The sequence below is a fragment of the Paenibacillus sp. JSM ZJ436 genome (genome assembly GCF_044383795.1).
Lineage (GTDB): Bacteria > Bacillota > Bacilli > Paenibacillales > Paenibacillaceae > Paenibacillus_AQ > Paenibacillus_AQ algicola.
Window position 1 is genome coordinate 288,253 of record NZ_JBISEO010000006.1, and the last position, 18,488, is coordinate 306,740.

The following is an 18,488-nucleotide window of genomic DNA, read 5'->3' on the forward strand; positions in this document are numbered from 1 at the left end:
GCGAAATTTGATCAATACGGTTCATGTGAGTCATGTCGGACGGGTGCGCCAGATCAATGAGGATTCGGTCCTCGTACTGCAGCTCGGACATGGCTATACACTCGGCATTGTTGCCGACGGTATGGGGGGACACCTTGCAGGAGACACTGCCAGCAGGCTTGCGGTACAGACCGTGGCGGAGGATTTCAAGAAGCTGGCAGCTGATTTGGATGGAGAGGCATTAGGCACAGTGCTGACACAAGCTATTCTCCATGCCAATGAGGTGATTTACCGCGAAGCTTCCGGCAATGAACGGCTGCACAATATGGGAACCACCATCGTGGCCGTTCTTCTTCGGGAGCATCGGGGCTATATTGGTCACATCGGAGACAGCAGGGCGTACAAGGTCTCCGGCAATCAGGTCAGCCTGCTGACGGAGGATCATACGCTGGTCAATGAATTGTTTAAGAATGGTCAAATTACTGAAGAAGAGCTGGCTTCGCATCCGCGCAAAAATGTCCTCATTCGGGCGCTGGGTACCGACTCCGAGGTCGAGGTGGAGCTGCGGTCGGTAGAGCTGGGTGCCGGCGACGTGCTGCTTTTGTGCAGTGACGGGCTGAGTAATCTCGTGAACCGGGAGCGAATGGCCCAGGTCATCGGCTCGGCGGAGCTTCCTTTGGAGGATAAGGCGGACCGTTTGCTTCAGCTGGCTCTTCTCGCCGGAGGCGACGACAATATTACAGTCGCTTTGCTTCAGCATCAGGAGGAAGCGGCCGGCAACGAACAAAGGGGTGGAATTCATGATCGGACATGAATTGGCTGGTCGTTACAAGGTGATTGAGCGGATTGGCGGGGGTGGTATGGCTTTGGTCTACAAAGCCCAGGATATCCTGCTTAATCGTCATGTAGCGATCAAGGTGCTGCGCCAGCAGTTTGTGCATGATGAGGAGTTTATCCGCCGTTTTCGGCGGGAGGCCCAGTCTGCGGCGTCATTGTCACATCCAAATGTGGTAAGCATTTATGATGTGGGCCAAGAGGACGATGTGCATTACATCGTAATGGAATGTATCGACGGCAATAATTTAAATGAGATTATTAAAGAGCGGGCTCCGCTTCAAGTGGACGAGGCTGTACGCATTGCGTCGCAGATCTGCGATGCACTAGAGCATGCGCACCAGAACCAGATCATTCATCGGGATATTAAGCCCCATAATATATTGATCGGCCGCAACGGCCGGGTGAAGGTAACGGATTTCGGGATTGCCCGGGCTGTAACCTCTACGACGATCACGCAGACCGGCTCGGTAGTCGGCTCGGTGCATTACTTCTCGCCCGAGCACGCGAAAGGGGTTGCGACAGGAGAGAAGTCGGATTTGTACTCTCTGGGCATCGTTTTATACCAAATGCTGACCGGCCGTCTTCCGTTTCTGGGTGAGAGTCCGATCAGTGTGGCGCTGAAGCATCTGCAAGAGGAATTTGAGGAGCCCAAAGAGGTTAATGCTTTAATCCCGCAAAGCGTGGAGAATGTCATCCTCAAGTCCATGCGAAAAAACCCTCAGGAGCGTTATCAGTCTGCGGAAGAGATGCTGCAGGATTTGGAAACATGCCTGCTTCCGGCAAGGCGCAATGAACCAAAGATTCAATTTCATGATGATGCCGATCAGACGATTGTAATGCCTGCGCTGAAGAGCATGCAGCCGGCAGGGGCAGCCGAGGCTTATCCCGGACCGGAGAATTACACCGGTCCCCCGGCGCCTAATGCATCGTCAGGGGATGTGGAGGATGACGGAGTGCGCAAGGAAATGGTCAGTGAGCGTAAGAGTGGCAAGCAGAGCAAGAAGAAGCCTGCCCTGATCGTGGGATTAAGTCTTTTGTTCCTGGCTATTATTGCAGGGCTCGTCCTCTTTGTGAATCAAATGCTGGAGGTCAAGGATGTGACCGTTCCGGGTGTAATTACGATGGCGGAGGCGGAGGCGGTCCGGACGCTGGAAGAGGCGGGACTTGTCGTAAATCCGGAAGTGCTTCGGGAGTATAAAGAAGGTGTAGAAGCCGGAATCGTGTTGAAGCAGAGCCGGGCAGAAGGTACAGTGGTGAAGGAAGGCGCAAGCGTCCAGCTCACGGTAGGTGAAGAGAAGCCGCTTAGTGTGATGCCTAGCCTGTCTGGAAGAACGCTGGATGAAGCGATGGAGCTGTTGGCAGAGCAGAAGGTGGAGAAGGACGCAATCACTGTCCGCGAAGAGAACAGTGACAGCGCAGCGGCAGGTGAGATCCTTTCCCAGTCACCGGATAGTGGTGTTGAATTTGATCCGGATGAAGCCAATGTGATGCTTGTTGTCAGCAAGGGGAAAGCGGAAGTGGAAATGACGGATCTGACGACGATGACCCGCAGTGAAGCGGAGAACGAGATCAAGCGGCTCGGGCTCAAGGTGGGCACCGTAAAGGATGAGCCAAGCTTTACGGCAGAACGCGGAACGGTGCTGTCTCAATGGCCTTGGGACGCCGGGGCGATGGCTACACCGGGTACAGAGCAGAATATTGTCGTTAGTTCTGGGTATCCTTCCGATGCGCTGAACTATACCTTCAAGGTGCCGGTTGCGCCGTCAGCTTTAGGAGAATCCAGCCGCATCCGGATCGTATATTCAGACGCCCGGGGAGATAGTGCGGAAGCGATCGAGCGGGATGTCAATGCGACTGAGATTATTCCGGTGGAGCTGGTGCTTGCTCCCGGCAAGGATGGGACGGTAACCATTTACCGGGACGGACGCTCGCTGGATACGTATGTCGTAGCCTATAATGACGCCAAGAACGGCACGGTTCCTGAGCCTGAGGTGGAGCCGCCGCTGCCGATCGTGCCGGAGGTTCCGGCCGTTACAGAGCCCGAGAACGGCGATGGAAGTGCTGAAGGTACCGGCGGTACAGGTGCCGAAGGAAACGGCAATACAGAAACGCCGGGTGAAGCCAAGGGTAAAGATAAAGATAAGAACGAAGATAAGAAAAAAGATCCCAAAGATGAAGATGAAGATGACGATTAAAAGAGACCATTTCACTATTTTATCCAGAAAGTGAGGCGTGTGCATGCAGGAAGGCCTGATTGTCAAGGCGCTTAGCGGGTACTATTATGTCAAGCCCCTTCGAGACGGCAAGGTGTCCGGTGAGGAGACGGCGATTCAATGCCGAGCCCGCGGCATCTTCAAAAAGAGAGGCGAATCCCCCCTTGTCGGGGATCGTGTCATGTACTCACTCACGGAGAATGGAGAGGGGACCGTGGATGAAATTCTTCCACGGTCTTCCCAATTAATCCGTCCTCCGGTAGCCAATGCAGGCCTTGCCGTTCTGCTGTTCTCCGTCAAGGAGCCGGATATGAATCTGCTGCTTCTGGACAAGTTCCTTGTACATATTGAGCATGCGGGACTGGATGCCATCATTCTGATCACAAAGCAGGACTTGGCGGGTCAGGGAGATGCAACGGCAGCCAGAGTTCAGGAGCTTTATGAATCTGTCGGCTATGAGGTGTTTATTACCAGCTCCATAGAAGGCATCGGCACGGAGAAGGTCAAGGAACGGCTGGCGGGAGAGATCAGTGTATTCTCCGGTCAGTCCGGTGTCGGGAAATCCTCACTGCTGAATGCCATCAAGCCGGGATTAACGCTTGAGACGAGCGAAATCAGTATGCGCCTGGGCAGAGGACGGCACACCACCCGGCATGTGGAGCTGATAGAGCTGGACAACGGCGGTTTTGTTGCCGACACTCCGGGCTTCAGCCAACTGGACTTTCTGGAGCTGGGCGTCGAAGAGCTGTCCGTGTGCTTCCGGGAATTTGCTTCTTATGCGTCACAATGCAAGTTCCGGGGCTGCAGCCATACGCATGAGCCGGGCTGCCGGGTGCTTGTCGCCAAGGAAAGCGGTGACATTGCAGATAGCCGGTACCGTCACTACCTGGAGTTTCTGGAAGAGATGAAAGACAAGAAGCGGAGGTATTAGCCAATGATTATAGCACCATCCATTTTGTCTGCGGATTTTGCGAAGCTGGGTGAGGAAATTGCAGAGGTCGGCGCTGCCGGAGCGGACTGGATCCATGTCGATGTCATGGACGGGCATTTTGTGCCCAATTTGACACTGGGCGCACCGATTGTGCAGGCCATACGGCCCCACACTAAGCTGCCGCTGGACGTACATCTTATGATTGAGCGTCCCGAGAATTATATTGCGGACTTCGCCAAGGCAGGAGCTGATTACATTACAGTTCACGCTGAAGCGTGTCCTCATCTGCACCGGGTCGTCCACCTGATTAAAGAGCATGGTGTGAAGGCGGGGGTTGCCATCAATCCCGGGACACCGGCTGCGGCAATACAGGAGGTGCTGGCCGATCTCGATCTGGTGCTGGTCATGACCGTGAATCCTGGGTTTGGAGGTCAGCAGTTCATCCATCAAACCGTTCGCAAAATAGAGCAGCTGCGCAGCTGGATCTCCCAAGGGCCGAATCCTTCCATCCACATTGAAGTAGATGGCGGAATTACAGCGGAAACGGCGCCGCTTGTGACCTCTGCCGGCGCTGATGTGCTGGTAGCTGGCAGTGCTGTATATGGAGCCAGCGACCGGGCTGCTGCTATTCGCAGAATTCGGGAAAGTGTACAAGGCTGATCAGGCCTGACTTTGAACTGAAAATGCATAGGTCACTGGATGGCCGCATAAATATGGTTACATGAGCTGGGTTCTCATGTAGCCTTTTTTGTTGTGGTTCACATCCGCATCGGCGGAGCATAACATAACAATGGGATATGAGAATCATGGGGAGGGTGAGACATGAAATTCTACACGTTCAAGCTGCCGAAGTTTTTGGGAGGTTTCGTAAAGGCCATATTAAACACATTTCATAAGGGCTGACAGCTTGGATCGGCGAGACATACCTCCGCACGGGACGGCAGCACGGGGGAAGCAGCATGGATAGCAATGAAGCGGATGGCCAAGTATGACCTTGGCTGCCTGGCCCGTGTTACGACCGAGTCAGATCATTATACAGACACAAAAAAAGCACCTGCTGCATGAAAGGGTGCTTTTTGATTACGGATGAAATTGTATGTACAACGCAAGAAAAACTTCCTTGCCCCGTCACAGCATCTGCAAGCGAAAGGTGAAAGAAGTTTTCCTTAAACAATTATACGCGAGTTACTTTACCGGATTTCAGAGCACGAGTGCTCACGTATACGCGTTTTGGCTTGCCGTCTACGAGAATACGAACCTTCTGAACGTTGACACCCCAAGAACGTTTGTTGTGGTTGTTGGCGTGAGAAACGTGGTTGCCGCTGCTTGGTTTCTTACCAGTTACATAGCATTTGCGAGACATAGATTACACCTCCTTGTTTCATAACCCTGTATAAAACAATACTTAAATATAATATCACAGTAAAAAATGCGGCGTCAACTATCCTAAAAACATTTATTTATCATGGCTCTTATAGTACAATGTTGTTTAGTCCATAATAGTTTGGAATGGTATCTTATGGATTGATTTTACATGCAGGGTTATGCATGGATATGAGCCTTAACCGCCATCGTTTGTCTGGCGGCTTGCTGCCTTTGGAGTTTTCTGACAGCGTTGTCTCTGACAAAGGCTGGAGCACAGGCAGCGCGAAGAGGGCGCTCACGAAATAATAATGAAATTACACTTACAATTGAAGCGTTTTTTGTATGATGCCAGGAAGGGGAATTCTCATTGAGCAAGCGTTCTTTGAATGGAACAGAATTTACCGCGATGGTGCTCGCCGGAGCGGAGCAGCTCCAGCTGCATGCGGAGCATGTTAACGCCCTGAACGTGTTTCCGGTGCCAGACGGTGATACGGGAACCAATATGAACTTAACGATGACGGCCGGCGTCAATGAGCTGAAGCAGAAATATTCGGCGTCGATCGGTCAGAGTGCAGGCGTCCTTTCCAAGGGCCTGCTCATGGGTGCACGCGGCAACTCCGGGGTGATCCTGTCCCAGCTGTTCCGCGGCTTCAGCCGCTATGCCGCCCCGTTTGATGAGCTGAACAGCACCCAGTTTGCAGCTGCGCTGCAAACCGGTGTAGAGGCTGCTTACAAGGCTGTTGTCAAGCCGGTAGAGGGCACGATTCTCACCGTGGCGAAGGAAGCGGCCAAGCATGCCGTTTATTTCTCACGCCGCAGCAGTGATATTATCGAGGTGATGGAGCAGGTGCTTGCCAAGGCGAAGGAAGCGCTTGCCCAGACACCGGAGCTGCTGCCCGTATTGAAGCAGGTTGGCGTTGTGGACTCTGGCGGTCAAGGCCTCGTGTACATCTACGAGGGCTTTCTGAAGGCCTTGAATGAAAGGGCGTCGGCGGAGGCGAAGACTCCAGGCTCAGAGCCGGTTATGCCCAAAATTTCAGCCAGCCCGGCGCTGACGTCACAGCCAGCTGTAACTCCTGCGCCTGCCCCTTCGTCAGCGCAGTCCAAAATTTCAACCGAAGACATTGAGTTTCTGTACGATATGGAATTTTTCATTAACCGTCAGCTCGGCGGAGCTCCGGCTGCAGAATTCCATGAGGACCAATTCCGGCAGTCACTGGCCGTCAACGGAGATTCGATTATTGTCATTGCAGATGACGAGACGATTAAAGTGCATGTGCACTCCAAAGCGCCCGGTGAGGTGCTGAACCTTGCGCTGCGTTACGGAGAAATCACACAGATTCATATTCTGAATATGCGGGAGCAGCATCGCGATCTCTTGACTACAGGCATGGATATTGCGCCGATGCCAGAGCTGTTCGCGGATATTCCGGCCGAGAAGAAATCACCAGAGGATCCGGCAGCCCCGCCGGCAGACGAGCTTGCGCCTTTCGGATTTATCGCCGTATCCTCAGGCGAAGGAATATCGAGCATTTTCAAGAGCCTTGGTGTGGATGTCGTGCTGTCCGGCGGACAGACGATGAATCCGAGCACAGAGGATTTCGTCAATGCCATTGCCACCATTTCGGCACAGCATATCTTTATTCTGCCGAACAATTCTAACATTGTGCTGGCTGCCCAGCAGGCACGGGAGCTGCTGGAGGGTGAGCGCAGCGTCACTGTCATTCCGAGCAAGACGATTCCGCAGGGGATTGCGGCTGCTTTTGAATTCCAGGAAGAAGAGAGCACCGAAAGTAATACGGAGAGCATGCTGGAGGCGGTATCGCGCGTCCAATCCGGACAAGTTACTTATGCGGTGCGGGATACAACGATTGACGAGCTGGAGATCAAGGCTGGTGAATATATCGGCATCCAGAACTCCAAGATTGTTGCTGCCGCCGCAGACCTGAAGACGGCCTGTCAGCAGCTGCTTGGCAAGATGCTTCAATCCGGAGACGAGATCATTACCCTGCTGACTGGTGAGGACGCAACAGAGGAGATTACTGAAGGCATTGCCCGCTGGCTCGAAGAGGAGTATCCGGATGCTGAGGTTGAGATCCACTACGGTGGACAGCCCATTTATGCATATTTGTTCTCTGTGGAAGCGTAACGGTTTCGTTACGGTTCTAGAGCAGAGGATCATTTTCGGGAGGGGTTTTACATGAGTAGAACCGTGATTGTCACGGACAGCACCTCGGATATACCCGCAGCACTGATTGAGCAGCATGGCATTGTCGTCGTTCCGCTGAGGGTATTGTTTGGAAATGAATCATATTCGGACGGAACAGAAATTACGGCATCCCAGTTCTACAAGAGGTTGGTAGAATCCCCGCAGCTGCCGACAACGTCACAGCCGTCACCGGCGGATTTTGTAGCGGCGTATGAGCGTATTTTTGAGCAGCACCCTGGCTGCTATATCCTGTCCATGCATCTGTCCTCGGCGCTTAGCGGTACCTATCAGGCTGCCCGCCTTGCCACAGATCTCATGGAAGGCGATCATGAGGAACGAGTTCAGGTATGGGATTCGAAATCTGCTTCATACGGCTTTGGTATGTTCGTTGTGCATGCCGCGAAGCTGGCCGCGGAAGGAAAGTCTCTGGAGGAGATTGTAGCTTCCACGGAGGAGCTGCGGAGCAAGCGGGCACTGTACTTCCTGGTGGATACACTGGAATATTTGCAAAAAGGCGGCCGGATCGGCAAAGCCTCGGCAGTGGTAGGGACCTTGCTGAATATCAAGCCGATTCTATCCATTGATGCGGAGGGTGTTATTTACTCTGTTGACAAGGTAAGAGGACGCAAAAAAGCAACGGCGCGGATGATCCAGCTGTTTCAGCAGGATTTATCCGGTGTTACAAAGATTAAGGTAGCGGTGGGGACCACGGCAGATCCTGCTTCGGTTCAGGACTTTCTGGAGCAGCTCTCATCTGTGTTCACGATTGAGGAGACGTTGTTCTCTGATATTGGAGCGGTTGTCGGCACGCATGTCGGTCCCGGAACCATCGCCGCGTATATCTGGCCGGCTTGATTGGGGGAAAAGGATGAGTCTCGATCTGGACCAAATATCCGTGAGAAAGATCAACGGCGTGAGCGCCCTGAAGGAAGGGGAGCTTCACGCCTTTGGCGTCTCTACGGTCAAAGAATTGCTGGAATATTATCCATTCCGGTATGAGGATTACCGGCTTCGTTCACTGAGCGAGGTCAAGGATGGAGAGCGGATAACGATACAGGCGAAAATTGCCGGTGCTCCTGTTCTTCAAAGGTATGGCGGCAAATCGCGTCTCACCTGCAAAATGCTTGCAGAGAACTGGATGTTCAGCGCAACGTGGTTTAACCGGCATTTTCTAAAGGAGCAGCTGACCGCAGGCCGTGAAATTGTATTGACCGGCAAGTGGGATCAGCGGCGGCTTCAGCTGACGGTGTCGGAATCGGATTTCCCGGACAAAGGCATCAGCCGCAGCGGTACGCTGCAGCCCGTGTATTCCATCGGCGGCAAAATTACGCAAGCCTGGATCCGCAAAACGATGAATCAAGCGCTGCAGCAGTACGGGGAGATGATCCCGGAAATCCTGCCGCCTCATCTGATTCAGAAATACCGCCTGATGCCGCGCAAGCAGGCAATCGCCGGGATTCATCAGCCCTCGGATACGGGCGAAGGGCAGCAGGCCCGGCGCCGAATGGTCTATGAGGAGCTGTTTTTGTTTCAGCTGAAGATGCAGGCCTACCGTGCCCTCAATCATGGCAAAATGGATGGCGTCGTACACACAGCCGATAATACTACGATTCGCGAATTCGTTCGCAGTCTGCCGTTTGAATTGACAGATGCGCAGAAGAAGGTTGAGCTTGAAATTCTGCATGACATGCGCTCGCCTTATTGCATGAATCGTCTGCTGCAAGGGGATGTCGGCTCTGGCAAAACCGTTGTCGCGGCGATTGCTCTCTATACCACGGTGCGTTCCGGCAATCAGGGGGCACTGATGGTGCCGACTGAAATATTGGCAGAGCAGCATATGCGCTCGCTTCAGCGTATGTTCCAGCCGTTTGGTGTGACGGTGGCTCTGTTAACCGGCAGTGTGACCGGCAAGAAGCGGAAGGATGTACTGGCATCCCTTCAGATGGGACTCACAGATATTGTTGTCGGCACCCATGCACTGATTCAGGAGGAGGTATTCTTCCGGCAGCTGGGCCTGGTCGTTACTGACGAGCAGCATCGCTTCGGGGTTAACCAGAGAAGTGTGCTGCGCCGCAAAGGCTACAATCCGGATGTACTCACGATGACCGCGACGCCGATTCCGCGCACGATGGCTATTACTGCCTTCGGGGATATGGATGTCTCTACGCTGTCAGAGCGGCCCAAGGGCAGAATTCCGATTACGACGCACTGGGTCAAGCATGACATGATGGACCGGGTGCTTGGATTTATTCGCCGGGAAGTGGACCAGGGGCGTCAGGCATATCTGATCTGTCCGCTGATTGAGGAATCCGACAAGCTGGATGTGCAGAATGCTATTGATCTGCATGTGCAGATGCAGCAAGCTTTTCCCCAGTTTAAGGTAGGGCTGCTGCACGGAAGAATGACCGCGGGAGAAAAGGATGAGGTCATGCGGGATTTCTACAGCAATGATCTGCAGCTGCTCATCTCGACTACCGTTGTCGAGGTGGGCGTCGACGTGCCCAATGCGACGTTAATGGTCATCATGGATGCGGATCGTTTCGGATTGTCTCAGCTGCATCAGCTCCGCGGCCGGGTGGGCCGGGGTGCTCATGCATCGTTCTGCATCCTGGTAGCAGACCCCAAGAGTGAGGTCGGACGGGAGCGGATGGAGGTCATGACCGATACGGAGGATGGCTTTGAGGTCGCACGTCGGGATCTGGACCTTCGGGGTCCTGGCGATTTCTTCGGCACGAAGCAGAGCGGCCTGCCGGAATTCCGGCTTGCCGATATGGTAGCCGACTATGAGGTGGTCGAACAGGCCAGGGAGGATGCCGCTGCGCTGGTCAGCGATGCTTCCTTCTGGACATCCCCCTCGTATTCACTGCTCCGGGAGCATCTTCGGAAGGAGCAGGTGTTCCAAGGGGATCTGATCGACTAAGGTTGTGCGCACAATGGACGAGCTCTTGTCATATACTCATCTTGATTGGGAAAATACGGGAGGTGCAAGCTGTGAGTTACCAGCAATTCGGTATTCATCCCCAGCTCGTGGAACGGGTCAAGCAGAAGATGAAGAACCCGCCTGTCAAGGAACGAGTTAAGGGCATCGTAAACCCTCTGACCAAGCAGGATTTGCAGAACAGTGCGAAGGTTCAGCAGGTTGTCCGTCAATGCTCGGCCATTCTCGGCGAGAATCTGACGTCAGTTCAGGAGCAGCAGATTGTACAGTTTGTGCTGGCTCAGCGGATTGACCCCAAGAACACCTTTCATTTGATTAAGCTGTGGGGTATGTTCCGCTAGGCTTGTCTTGGGAGGGCCTGCCTAAAGACGGCAGGCATTGAACAAAGCTCTGGCTTCCTTGCGGATGCCAGAGCTTTGTTATTCCTCCGCCAGAGGCTGAATGCACGCCGGGCTATTGTTGCGTACTGCATTCACAGCTGTGCTGACACGAACGGCCTGCAGATCCTCATGGGTGTAAGGGGTACACAGCAGCTTCAGCTCCTCGGCTGAAGCAGAGCGGTCCAGCCAACGTTCCTCGTGCTCACGTTGAAGAATGACAGGCATCCGGTCATGAATGGACTCCATCAGAGCATTGGGAGAGGTCGTGATCACGGTGCAGGAGCTGATCTTGCTGCCGTCTGGAGCGGTCCAGATGTCATACAGACCGGCCATGCTGAAGAGCGAGTGGTCTTTTTTGCCAATCCGGTAGGGCAGTTTCTGCTTGTCCTGTTGCTTCCACTCGTAAAAGCTGTCCGCAGGAATCAGGCATCGCTTTCTCTGAAAGGGAAGCTTGTAAGCCGGTTTGACGTCCACAGTCTCGCTTCGCGCATTGATCATCCGGGCTGCACCGGAGCTGTCCTTGGCCCAGGAAGGAACCAATCCCCAGCGCAGCTGGCCGATCCGGCGCCGTTGTCCGTCATGGATGACGGCTGCCACCATTTGGGTCGGGGCAATATTGTACTGCGGAATATGAAAGGCTGGCTGTGTTTGCTCGCCGATCATATAGTAATCCAGAAGCTCTTCCCATGATGCCGTAAGTGTAAATCGACCGCACATGCATGGACACTCCTTTCCGGGATACGATATATAGAGAAGTATACATGGATTTGTGTCTTGGCGAAAATAGGGATGTCACCTATAATGATTAGGTGTGTTTTTTACAGATATGATGACAACAAGAGAACGGGGGCAATCCAGTGTTTGATTTAAAAGCCCAAGGCACCTCGGTCAAGACCGAAGTGGTGGCTGGCGCAACAACCTTTTTTACAATGGCTTATATTATGGTGGTGAATCCGCTCATCCTGTCGGATGCGGGGGTGCCATTTCAGCAGAGCTTCACGGCCACGGTCATCTCGGCGATCATCGGAACCCTGATGATGGGCCTGGTCGCCAAATATCCGATTGCAGTCGCACCAGGTATGGGCTTGAACGCTTATTTTACATATTCGGTCGTACAGGGACACGGGAGCCTGACATACAGTGAGGCGTTCTCTGCAGTGTTTATTGCAGGCATTCTGTTTCTGCTCTTGTCGTTGACGCCCCTGCGCAGCCGCCTGATTCACATTATTCCTCCCAATCTTAAGCATGCAATCACGGCAGGCATCGGATTGTTCATCGCTTTTATCGGCCTGCGGATGAGCGGCGTAATTACAGCCCACCCGGAGAATCTGGTGGCACTCGGAGATCTTCATCAGCCTTCTGCTGTCCTGGCTCTGACCGGACTCGCGATTACGCTGATTCTCTTGGCCCGCAACGTGAAGGGGGCGCTGTTCATCGGCATGATCCTGACCGGTGTTATTGCCTATTTTGCCGGGATGCTGAAATTTGACGGTGTCCTGTCCGTTCCTTCGCTTCCGGAAGGACTGCTCGTGTGGAATCCGATCGCCGCGGCAGGGGATGTAATCACGCACAGCCTGTATGCCGTGGTCTTCTCGTTCCTGCTGGTAACGCTATTTGATACGACCGGAACGGTTGTCGGTGTAGCCCAGCAAGCCGGGCTGATGAAGGATAACAAGCTGCCCCGTGCAGAACGTGCTATGCTCGCAGATTCCGTGGCCACGGTGGCCGGCTCCATGGTAGGTACGAGTCCGACGACGGCCTACATTGAATCTGCCGCAGGAGTAGGCGCTGGCGGACGAACCGGCCTGACTGCTGTCGTGGTGGCAGCGCTGTTCGGAGTTGCGGCATTCTTCGGTCCGGTAATCGGAGCGGTGTCCGGTCTGTCGGCGATCACGGCCCCTTCCCTGATTATCGTGGGCTGCCTGATGGTGGGGAATGTAAGCAGTATTCACTGGAAGGAATTCGATGAAGCTTTTCCTGCGTTCATTGTCATTCTGACAATGCCGCTGACCTCAAGTATTGCGACCGGTATTGCGCTCGGCTTCATTTCCTATCCGCTAATGAAGCTTGTGAGCGGCAAAGCGAAGGCGGTTCATCCGCTGCTGTATATTTTTGCTGTATTGTTCGTGCTGCAGCTGCTGTTCGTGCCGCATTAAGTCTAAGCCTTCCACTGGCACAAGGGGCCGCTTTCCCGGATCTTCAGATCCAGGAGAGCGGCCCCTTGTGCGCTAGTAGCTGCTATTCCATCTGCTGCCGGGGCTGGCTAAAGTCTGAAGCGGTCACGGGACCAGCCCCTCAATGTCTTCGGCAGGACTGACAATGGCTGCCTCGACAATGTCTGCCAGGGTAATCCACATATGCTGGATGCGCAGCCGCTGCAGCTGAGCATCAATGCGGGAGATGCTGCCCTCCACCTGTTGATTGCCATATTCTCCGTATACTTGGATCTGTACGGTCGCACCGCTGTGGTAGGCTTGACTCAGCTTCTCCGCAATGCGCTCGGTCTCCTGTTCGTCAAGGATCGGGCGGGTCTGCCGCTGCTTCTGCTCCTGCTTGGATAAAATGGCATCCCGATGCTCGAACAGCATCATCCGGCTGGATTGCCACAATCCGTTGCCTTCGAGCTTCTTCATTTGTAATGTCCTCCAATCTTGGCGTTTAGAAATTTAAGCTGACTGGTGTTTCTCAGGGAAGACCCAAAGTACACCGAGGCAGGCCCGAACAAATGGCGGATCCCGTCCATCGTCAGCTCCAGATGCCTCAGTCTGTCGCGGTTGCCGAACAGGGAGGGCTGGTATACTTCATCGCTTTGGAGCTCTCCGAGGGAAATCCAGATTTTTCGAACGGGTCCGCCGTCCCAGTGGGTATCGAACAGCTTCTTGGCCGCGTCATATACCTCCCGGGAAATTTGGCTCGGCTCCGGCAGCTTCAGCTGCCGGGAAAAGCCGACAGGGCGGTCAAAATCCGCACCCTGCGCGCCGGCATGCACCACGGTTCCCATATAGCCCTTGGCCCGGGCGCGTTCACAAATCAGCATGGACAGCTCGTTAAGCACCACGTCAATATCTTCCCGGGCATGGTAATCCACCGGAAGCGTGGTCTGCCGCCCGATACCCTTTTGTCCGTCAAAAGCGTCCGGGGTGACAGGGGAGTCGTCCATGCCGTTTGCGGTCCGCCACAGCACCTCACACCAGATATCGCAGTTTTTTTTCATATGGCGCTTCATTTTCCGCTTGAGCTCACCCAGAGGCGTCTGTGCCAGCTCCCCGATGGTATGGATTCCAAGGCGGGCCAGATGGCGCATCGTGCGGGAGCCGATGCCGAACATACTGTTCACGGGACGAGCCCAGAGGGCATCCAGATGCTGCTCATCCAGCTCATAAATGCCGGACTCATTCTTCTTCGCGAAGTTGTCGCAGGCCATCTTGGCCAGGATCTTGTTGCGTCCAATGCCAATGCGGGTATAAATACCGGTTTCTTCCCGGACGCGCATCTGGATATGGCGTGCCAGCTCCGCAGGCGTGCAGTTAAAGTGTGAGAGGCTTGCTGTCACATCGACAAACTGCTCGTCAATGCTGAACGGCTCCACCAGATCCGAGTAGGATTCCAGGATGCTCATAATGGCGAGCGACACGCGGATATAGGCGCTCATGCGCGGCCGGGTGACAATGACCTCCGGGCATTTCTGCTGAGCCTGCCACAGCGGCTCGGCAGTCGTTACGCCATAAGCCTTCGCAAGGGGACAGGCGGCCAGAATGATGCCGCTGCGCCGGGAAGGATCGCCGGAGACGACCAGCGGCTTGGTGCGGTAAGCGGGATGGGAGGCCTTCTCCACAGAAGCATAAAAGGATTGGCAGTCGGCCAGAAAAATAACACGCTGCTGACGTTTACGCATGTTCTCATTCCTTCCCTTCCTTCAGACTCTTATGTAAAGGATCAGCGATTCGCCGGCATCCTGCCGGCCTTTGTATGTGTGCTCGAGGATCGTTTAATATATTATACACCGAACATACGTTCTTTATTCAAGTGGTAAATATAGTTCTGTTAGGTCTGTCATTGTCTTTGGAAGAATTTTAAGTTAAGCTATATGAAAAAAATGGTAAGGACTACAAATGGCTAGTAAACATTACCTTTTGCAATTTTGTGTCAGCACCAAAAGTTTTGACCCTGTAACTAAATATGAGGGATTTTATGGAAAAAATTTGAAATTAACTAAGAGAAGATCATAAGGAGGCGACTCATGATGAACCAACAGGCATTAAACAGAGCGAAGATGCCGCAAAGTACTAACCGGATCTTGAACAGCAGGTCCATACACCACTCAAACAAACGGTTGAGCGAATTAGTCAAGCCAGGCATGCACATACTGGACGTTGGTTGCGGAAGCGGAGCGATAACCTACGGCATTGCAGAACTGGTTGGCCCTGGCGGCAAAGTCGTTGGTATAGACAGCAGCGAAGCATTAATTATAGAAGCAAAGGAACGGTACCAGCATATTCCGCAGCTGTCGTTTGAGGTGAGGGATATATATCAGATGAGTTATGAGGCAGCCTTCGATATTGTTAATGCCTCCCGTGTACTTCAATGGCTGGATCAGCCCGAGTTGGCGCTACAGCGAATGATTCGGGCAGTAAAGCTGGGAGGAAAGGTGTTGGTGCTTGATTATAATCATGAAAAGCTCCGCACAGAACCGGAGTTTCCTGCATCCATGGCGCATTTCTATCGCAGGTTTTTAGATTGGCGGAGCGATGTTGGGATGGACAATGCCATTGCAGATCAGCTGGAAGTTTATTTTAAGCAAAATGCATTAACTCAGGTGAGCGTAACGAATCAATCGGAGAAAAGCGTCAGAGGATGGGAAGGTTTTGAAACCGCAGCGGGAATTTGGGCGGAGGTTGCTGCGAGCCGGGGGCATCAGCTAGTAGAGGATCGATATTTAACAGAGGCAGAACGCTCGGCAGCGGAGCAAGATTACCGGGAATGGGTCCGCGAGCTGGCGATGGAGCATGAAATGTATTTACTCGCTGTTGAAGGGGTTAGAGCTGTTGGAGGGCTTTCTATCGAAGAGGGTTGATCTTCATTTTTACCACCTTACGCTCGCGGCGTGTTTTTCTAAACGTACGGAGGAGCGGACGAAGAAACAAAGCTTCATTATTCAGCAGATGTTGTCGGGTAGTTGAACAAAGGATTGGTTCCTTAGATGACTTGATAAATTCAATCTGTCTTGGATGAAGTCCAATATAGAGATCAAATGGTTTGCGAGGGAGTAGAATAGTGTGAGAAGAACATTTGGCTTTTCTTTACTGAATTTAAAAATGTTGCTTTTTGAAAAGGTCGCGTTTGTGTGGACGGTGATTTTCCCTCTTTTTATAGCATTAGTTATGCAAAGGGGAGTATTGGATTCTACAAGCAGTAATTTGGATATGATGAAATATATGTTTTGGTTTTGGGCATTTATTATCATTAGTACGTTTTTAAATGGAATTGGATTACAATCAGCAAGGCTTAAAGAAAGTGGTTTATTGAAGACGTATACTTTAATAGCAGGCAGTAAATACCCTATCATTTTCGGGATAGTCCTGACACAAGTTGCTTTTGCTATTTTAAGTTTAATGATTTTCACAACGATTCTGACCCTTATTTATGATATCTTTTCATTTAAATTATTGATATTAATGCTGATTACAGTCTTTATATCCATGCCTTTAGCATTTGCTGCGTTTGGTATAGCGCTTTTACCCGTTCAGGTGTCCAGCGTTTCTACCCTATTAAATATTCTCATGTATCCAGTTTTTTTAATTGCTATTAATGTCGATCTGAAACATATCGGGTTTTTAGAGTTTTTCAATCCATTCACATTTATTTATGAAATCTCGTTAAATATGGGTGTGTTATTTGGATGGTTCCAGCATGAAGTTTTATATGTCCCACTATCTATCTCATTTTTATTTTTTGGTATCGTAGGTTACATATCTTCAAAAAAATTAAATTTAATATCCGTTCTACAAAGATAGAATCCATCGAAAGGAGGAGATGTCATGAATATTAAAAATCTAAAATTTAAATATCCAAGAGCAAAAGATTTTGTGTTACAGGGTGTGTCCTTTTCATTGCATACAAATAAATTAAACGCAATCGTTGGAGTAAATGGTTCGGGTAAAACTACGATGTTTGATTGTATAACAAGTGTGCTCAACCCTGCAACTGGAGAGATAAATCTACCTCATATGCAAGATATTCTATATGTGACCCAGAGTCTCTTTTTTTCGCCTGTCATTAAAGGAAAAGATTTTGCGAATTTTGTTAGGCGAATTGATGATAAACCAATAGAAAAAGAATTGGGTTACTACACAAAAAAAATGTCACAACGTGAAAAGGAATTATTTGAGCATTTGTGGGAGTTAAGAATTGGAAAGATGTCTATCGGTGAGAGGAAGTGGTTTTTTATCCATATTCTAATAATGATAGACCGTTCATTGTATATTTTTGACGAGCCTACAAGCGGTGTAGATCCCGCATCCAGAAAAAGGATATATGAATTAATTGGAAGCCTTATAAAAGAGGGGAAGACTTGTATTGTATCTACACATCAGCTTCAAGATCTAATGTACTTGGACTCCCATCTGATCATCCTTAACAAAGGAAGAATAACTTATGAGGGAGACTTCAAAGAGTGGTTACATATAAATAACACTGATAATCCAGATGAAGCTTTTGAAAATATGTTAATTTCAAACATGTAGGATTTCAAGGGTCTGTCAATATGTTTGTGTAAACTTTAAATCAAGAGTACCCCCTGTTAAGAGAAGGTGGCTCTTTAAGGCAGATGCTGGCCAATCCGTTCAGGATAAAAGACGGATCGTTGAAGCAGGATCTGGCCCCAGTTTTGGACACGGCCTGTCCACTTGCGAGTCACATCGACCGTCACTAAATAGAGCATTTTGAGAAGAGATTCATCCGTAGGGAAGATGCTTTTCCCTTTCGTCACTTTACGGAGTTGGCGGTGGTAGCTCTCAATCATATTGGTCGTATAAATAAGCTTGCGAAGCTCAGGCGGGTACTTAAAGAACGTGGCAAGTTCTTCCCAGTTGTTGCGCCAGGAACGGACAATGAGTGGATATTTGGCGCCCCAGATCTCCTCAAACCGATCCAATTCCAGCAGAGCCATCTCCTCTGTTGTGGCCTTGTAGATGGGCTTTAAATCCGAGGTCGCCTTCTTGAGATCTTTGTAGGATACATAACGGGTGGAGTTTCGGATTGGGTGGATGATACATTTTTGGATTTCCGTACTGGGATAGCATGCTGAAATCGCTTGTGAGAAGCCCGTAAGGTTATCTACACAAGTAATGAGAATGTCCTGAACACCGCGATTTTTCAATTCATTGAGCACACTGAGCCAGAACTTTGCAGACTCATTCTCACCAATCCACATGCCCAGGACGTCTTTGTTTCCATCCAAATCAATGCCAATGACCATGTAAGCAGCCTTGTTGACAATGCCCCATGAAGATCCCTATATGCAATACTTCATCGGTCTGCCCGGATTCGCGATGAAGCAGCCGTTCCATCATTCCATGATGACGCATTTCCGAAAGCGCTTGACGGAAGTGCTGGCTGAACTGAACGAGCTCGTCGC

17 protein-coding genes and 1 pseudogene are annotated in these 18,488 nt (G+C 51.5%); 13 read left to right on the top strand and 5 right to left on the bottom strand.

The features are described from left to right. The first annotated feature begins 7 nt into the window (after nucleotides 1-7). The 5 genes from ACH6EH_RS10835 to spoVM all read left to right on the top strand — a co-directional run bounded on the left by ACH6EH_RS10835 (nucleotide 8) and on the right by spoVM (nucleotide 4,863). Complete coding sequence (locus tag ACH6EH_RS10835; protein ID WP_397332316.1) at nucleotides 8-793, top strand: Stp1/IreP family PP2C-type Ser/Thr phosphatase; 786 nt, start codon at nucleotides 8-10, stop codon at nucleotides 791-793. Next, a complete protein-coding gene (pknB, locus tag ACH6EH_RS10840) occupies nucleotides 780-3,011 on the top strand; it encodes a Stk1 family PASTA domain-containing Ser/Thr kinase (protein ID WP_397332317.1) in 2,232 nt (743 codons plus the stop codon). Before ACH6EH_RS10835 ends, pknB begins: the two co-directional genes overlap by 14 nt. A gap of 43 nt (nucleotides 3,012-3,054) precedes the next feature. Beyond that, nucleotides 3,055-3,960 (top strand): ribosome small subunit-dependent GTPase A, encoded by a 906-nt coding sequence (gene rsgA / locus ACH6EH_RS10845; RefSeq protein WP_138225415.1) that lies wholly within the window; start codon nucleotides 3,055-3,057, stop codon nucleotides 3,958-3,960. A 3-nt stretch (nucleotides 3,961-3,963) separates the two neighbouring features. Next, nucleotides 3,964-4,620 carry a ribulose-phosphate 3-epimerase gene (gene rpe, locus ACH6EH_RS10850; RefSeq protein ID WP_208203995.1) on the top strand — a complete coding sequence of 219 codons (657 nt, stop codon included), beginning with the start codon at nucleotides 3,964-3,966 and terminating at the stop codon, nucleotides 4,618-4,620. A gap of 162 nt (nucleotides 4,621-4,782) precedes the next feature. Continuing rightward, on the top strand, nucleotides 4,783-4,863 hold the full coding sequence (spoVM, locus tag ACH6EH_RS10855) for a stage V sporulation protein SpoVM (protein ID WP_095263314.1): 81 nt from the start codon (nucleotides 4,783-4,785) through the stop codon (nucleotides 4,861-4,863). Between the two features lie 271 nt (nucleotides 4,864-5,134). Here spoVM and rpmB read toward each other — a convergent pair whose 3' ends face one another. Further along, nucleotides 5,135-5,323, bottom strand: a complete 189-nt coding sequence (gene rpmB, locus ACH6EH_RS10860) for a 50S ribosomal protein L28 (protein WP_046680294.1) — start codon at nucleotides 5,321-5,323, stop codon at nucleotides 5,135-5,137. Nucleotides 5,324-5,692: 369 nt separating this feature from the next. Here rpmB and ACH6EH_RS10865 point away from each other — a divergent pair, with 369 nt between their 5' ends. The 4 genes from ACH6EH_RS10865 (at nucleotide 5,693) to ACH6EH_RS10880 (ending at nucleotide 10,813) form a co-directional block, all read left to right on the top strand. Continuing rightward, nucleotides 5,693-7,474 (top strand): DAK2 domain-containing protein, encoded by a 1,782-nt coding sequence (locus tag ACH6EH_RS10865; RefSeq protein ID WP_397332318.1) that lies wholly within the window; start codon nucleotides 5,693-5,695, stop codon nucleotides 7,472-7,474. A gap of 51 nt (nucleotides 7,475-7,525) precedes the next feature. Further along, nucleotides 7,526-8,389 carry a DegV family protein gene (locus ACH6EH_RS10870; RefSeq protein WP_138225418.1) on the top strand — a complete coding sequence of 288 codons (864 nt, stop codon included), beginning with the start codon at nucleotides 7,526-7,528 and terminating at the stop codon, nucleotides 8,387-8,389. A 13-nt stretch (nucleotides 8,390-8,402) separates the two neighbouring features. After that, a complete protein-coding gene (recG, locus tag ACH6EH_RS10875; RefSeq protein ID WP_397332319.1) occupies nucleotides 8,403-10,454 on the top strand; it encodes an ATP-dependent DNA helicase RecG in 2,052 nt (683 codons plus the stop codon). A 71-nt stretch (nucleotides 10,455-10,525) separates the two neighbouring features. Then, nucleotides 10,526-10,813, top strand: coding sequence for a stage VI sporulation protein F (locus tag ACH6EH_RS10880; RefSeq protein ID WP_138225420.1), 288 nt, complete (start codon nucleotides 10,526-10,528; stop codon nucleotides 10,811-10,813). 78 nt (nucleotides 10,814-10,891) lie between these two features. Here the strand turns inward: ACH6EH_RS10880 and ACH6EH_RS10885 are convergent, their stop codons facing one another. Further along, on the bottom strand, nucleotides 10,892-11,569 hold the full coding sequence (locus ACH6EH_RS10885; RefSeq protein WP_208203999.1) for an SOS response-associated peptidase: 678 nt from the start codon (nucleotides 11,567-11,569) through the stop codon (nucleotides 10,892-10,894). 140 nt (nucleotides 11,570-11,709) lie between these two features. On the opposite strand from ACH6EH_RS10885, the gene ACH6EH_RS10890 reads away from it, so the two are divergent. Then, nucleotides 11,710-13,008: an NCS2 family permease gene (locus ACH6EH_RS10890; protein WP_138225422.1), complete on the top strand. Its 1,299-nt coding sequence runs from the start codon at nucleotides 11,710-11,712 to the stop codon at nucleotides 13,006-13,008. A 123-nt stretch (nucleotides 13,009-13,131) separates the two neighbouring features. On the opposite strand, the gene ACH6EH_RS10895 is transcribed toward ACH6EH_RS10890, so the two are convergent. Next, entirely contained in the window at nucleotides 13,132-13,485 is a 354-nt protein-coding gene (locus ACH6EH_RS10895) for a YolD-like family protein (protein WP_138225423.1), read from the bottom strand. After that, nucleotides 13,482-14,747, bottom strand: a complete 1,266-nt coding sequence (locus tag ACH6EH_RS10900; protein WP_138225424.1) for a DNA polymerase IV — start codon at nucleotides 14,745-14,747, stop codon at nucleotides 13,482-13,484. The genes ACH6EH_RS10895 and ACH6EH_RS10900 overlap by 4 nt, the downstream gene beginning before the upstream one ends. A gap of 345 nt (nucleotides 14,748-15,092) precedes the next feature. Between ACH6EH_RS10900 and ACH6EH_RS10905 the strand changes: the two genes are divergently transcribed. The 3 genes from ACH6EH_RS10905 (at nucleotide 15,093) to ACH6EH_RS10915 (ending at nucleotide 17,595) form a co-directional block, all read left to right on the top strand. Further along, nucleotides 15,093-15,926 (top strand): class I SAM-dependent methyltransferase, encoded by an 834-nt coding sequence (locus ACH6EH_RS10905; RefSeq protein WP_397332320.1) that lies wholly within the window; start codon nucleotides 15,093-15,095, stop codon nucleotides 15,924-15,926. Nucleotides 15,927-16,128: 202 nt separating this feature from the next. Next, complete coding sequence (locus ACH6EH_RS10910; RefSeq protein ID WP_208204001.1) at nucleotides 16,129-16,866, top strand: hypothetical protein; 738 nt, start codon at nucleotides 16,129-16,131, stop codon at nucleotides 16,864-16,866. Nucleotides 16,867-16,890: 24 nt separating this feature from the next. Then, nucleotides 16,891-17,595, top strand: a complete 705-nt coding sequence (locus ACH6EH_RS10915; protein ID WP_397332321.1) for an AAA family ATPase — start codon at nucleotides 16,891-16,893, stop codon at nucleotides 17,593-17,595. 74 nt (nucleotides 17,596-17,669) lie between these two features. Here ACH6EH_RS10915 and ACH6EH_RS10920 read toward each other — a convergent pair. After that, nucleotides 17,670-18,350 (bottom strand): annotated as a pseudogene (locus ACH6EH_RS10920) (IS256 family transposase); the annotation flags it as partial. Nucleotides 18,351-18,488: the final 138 nt, after the last annotated feature.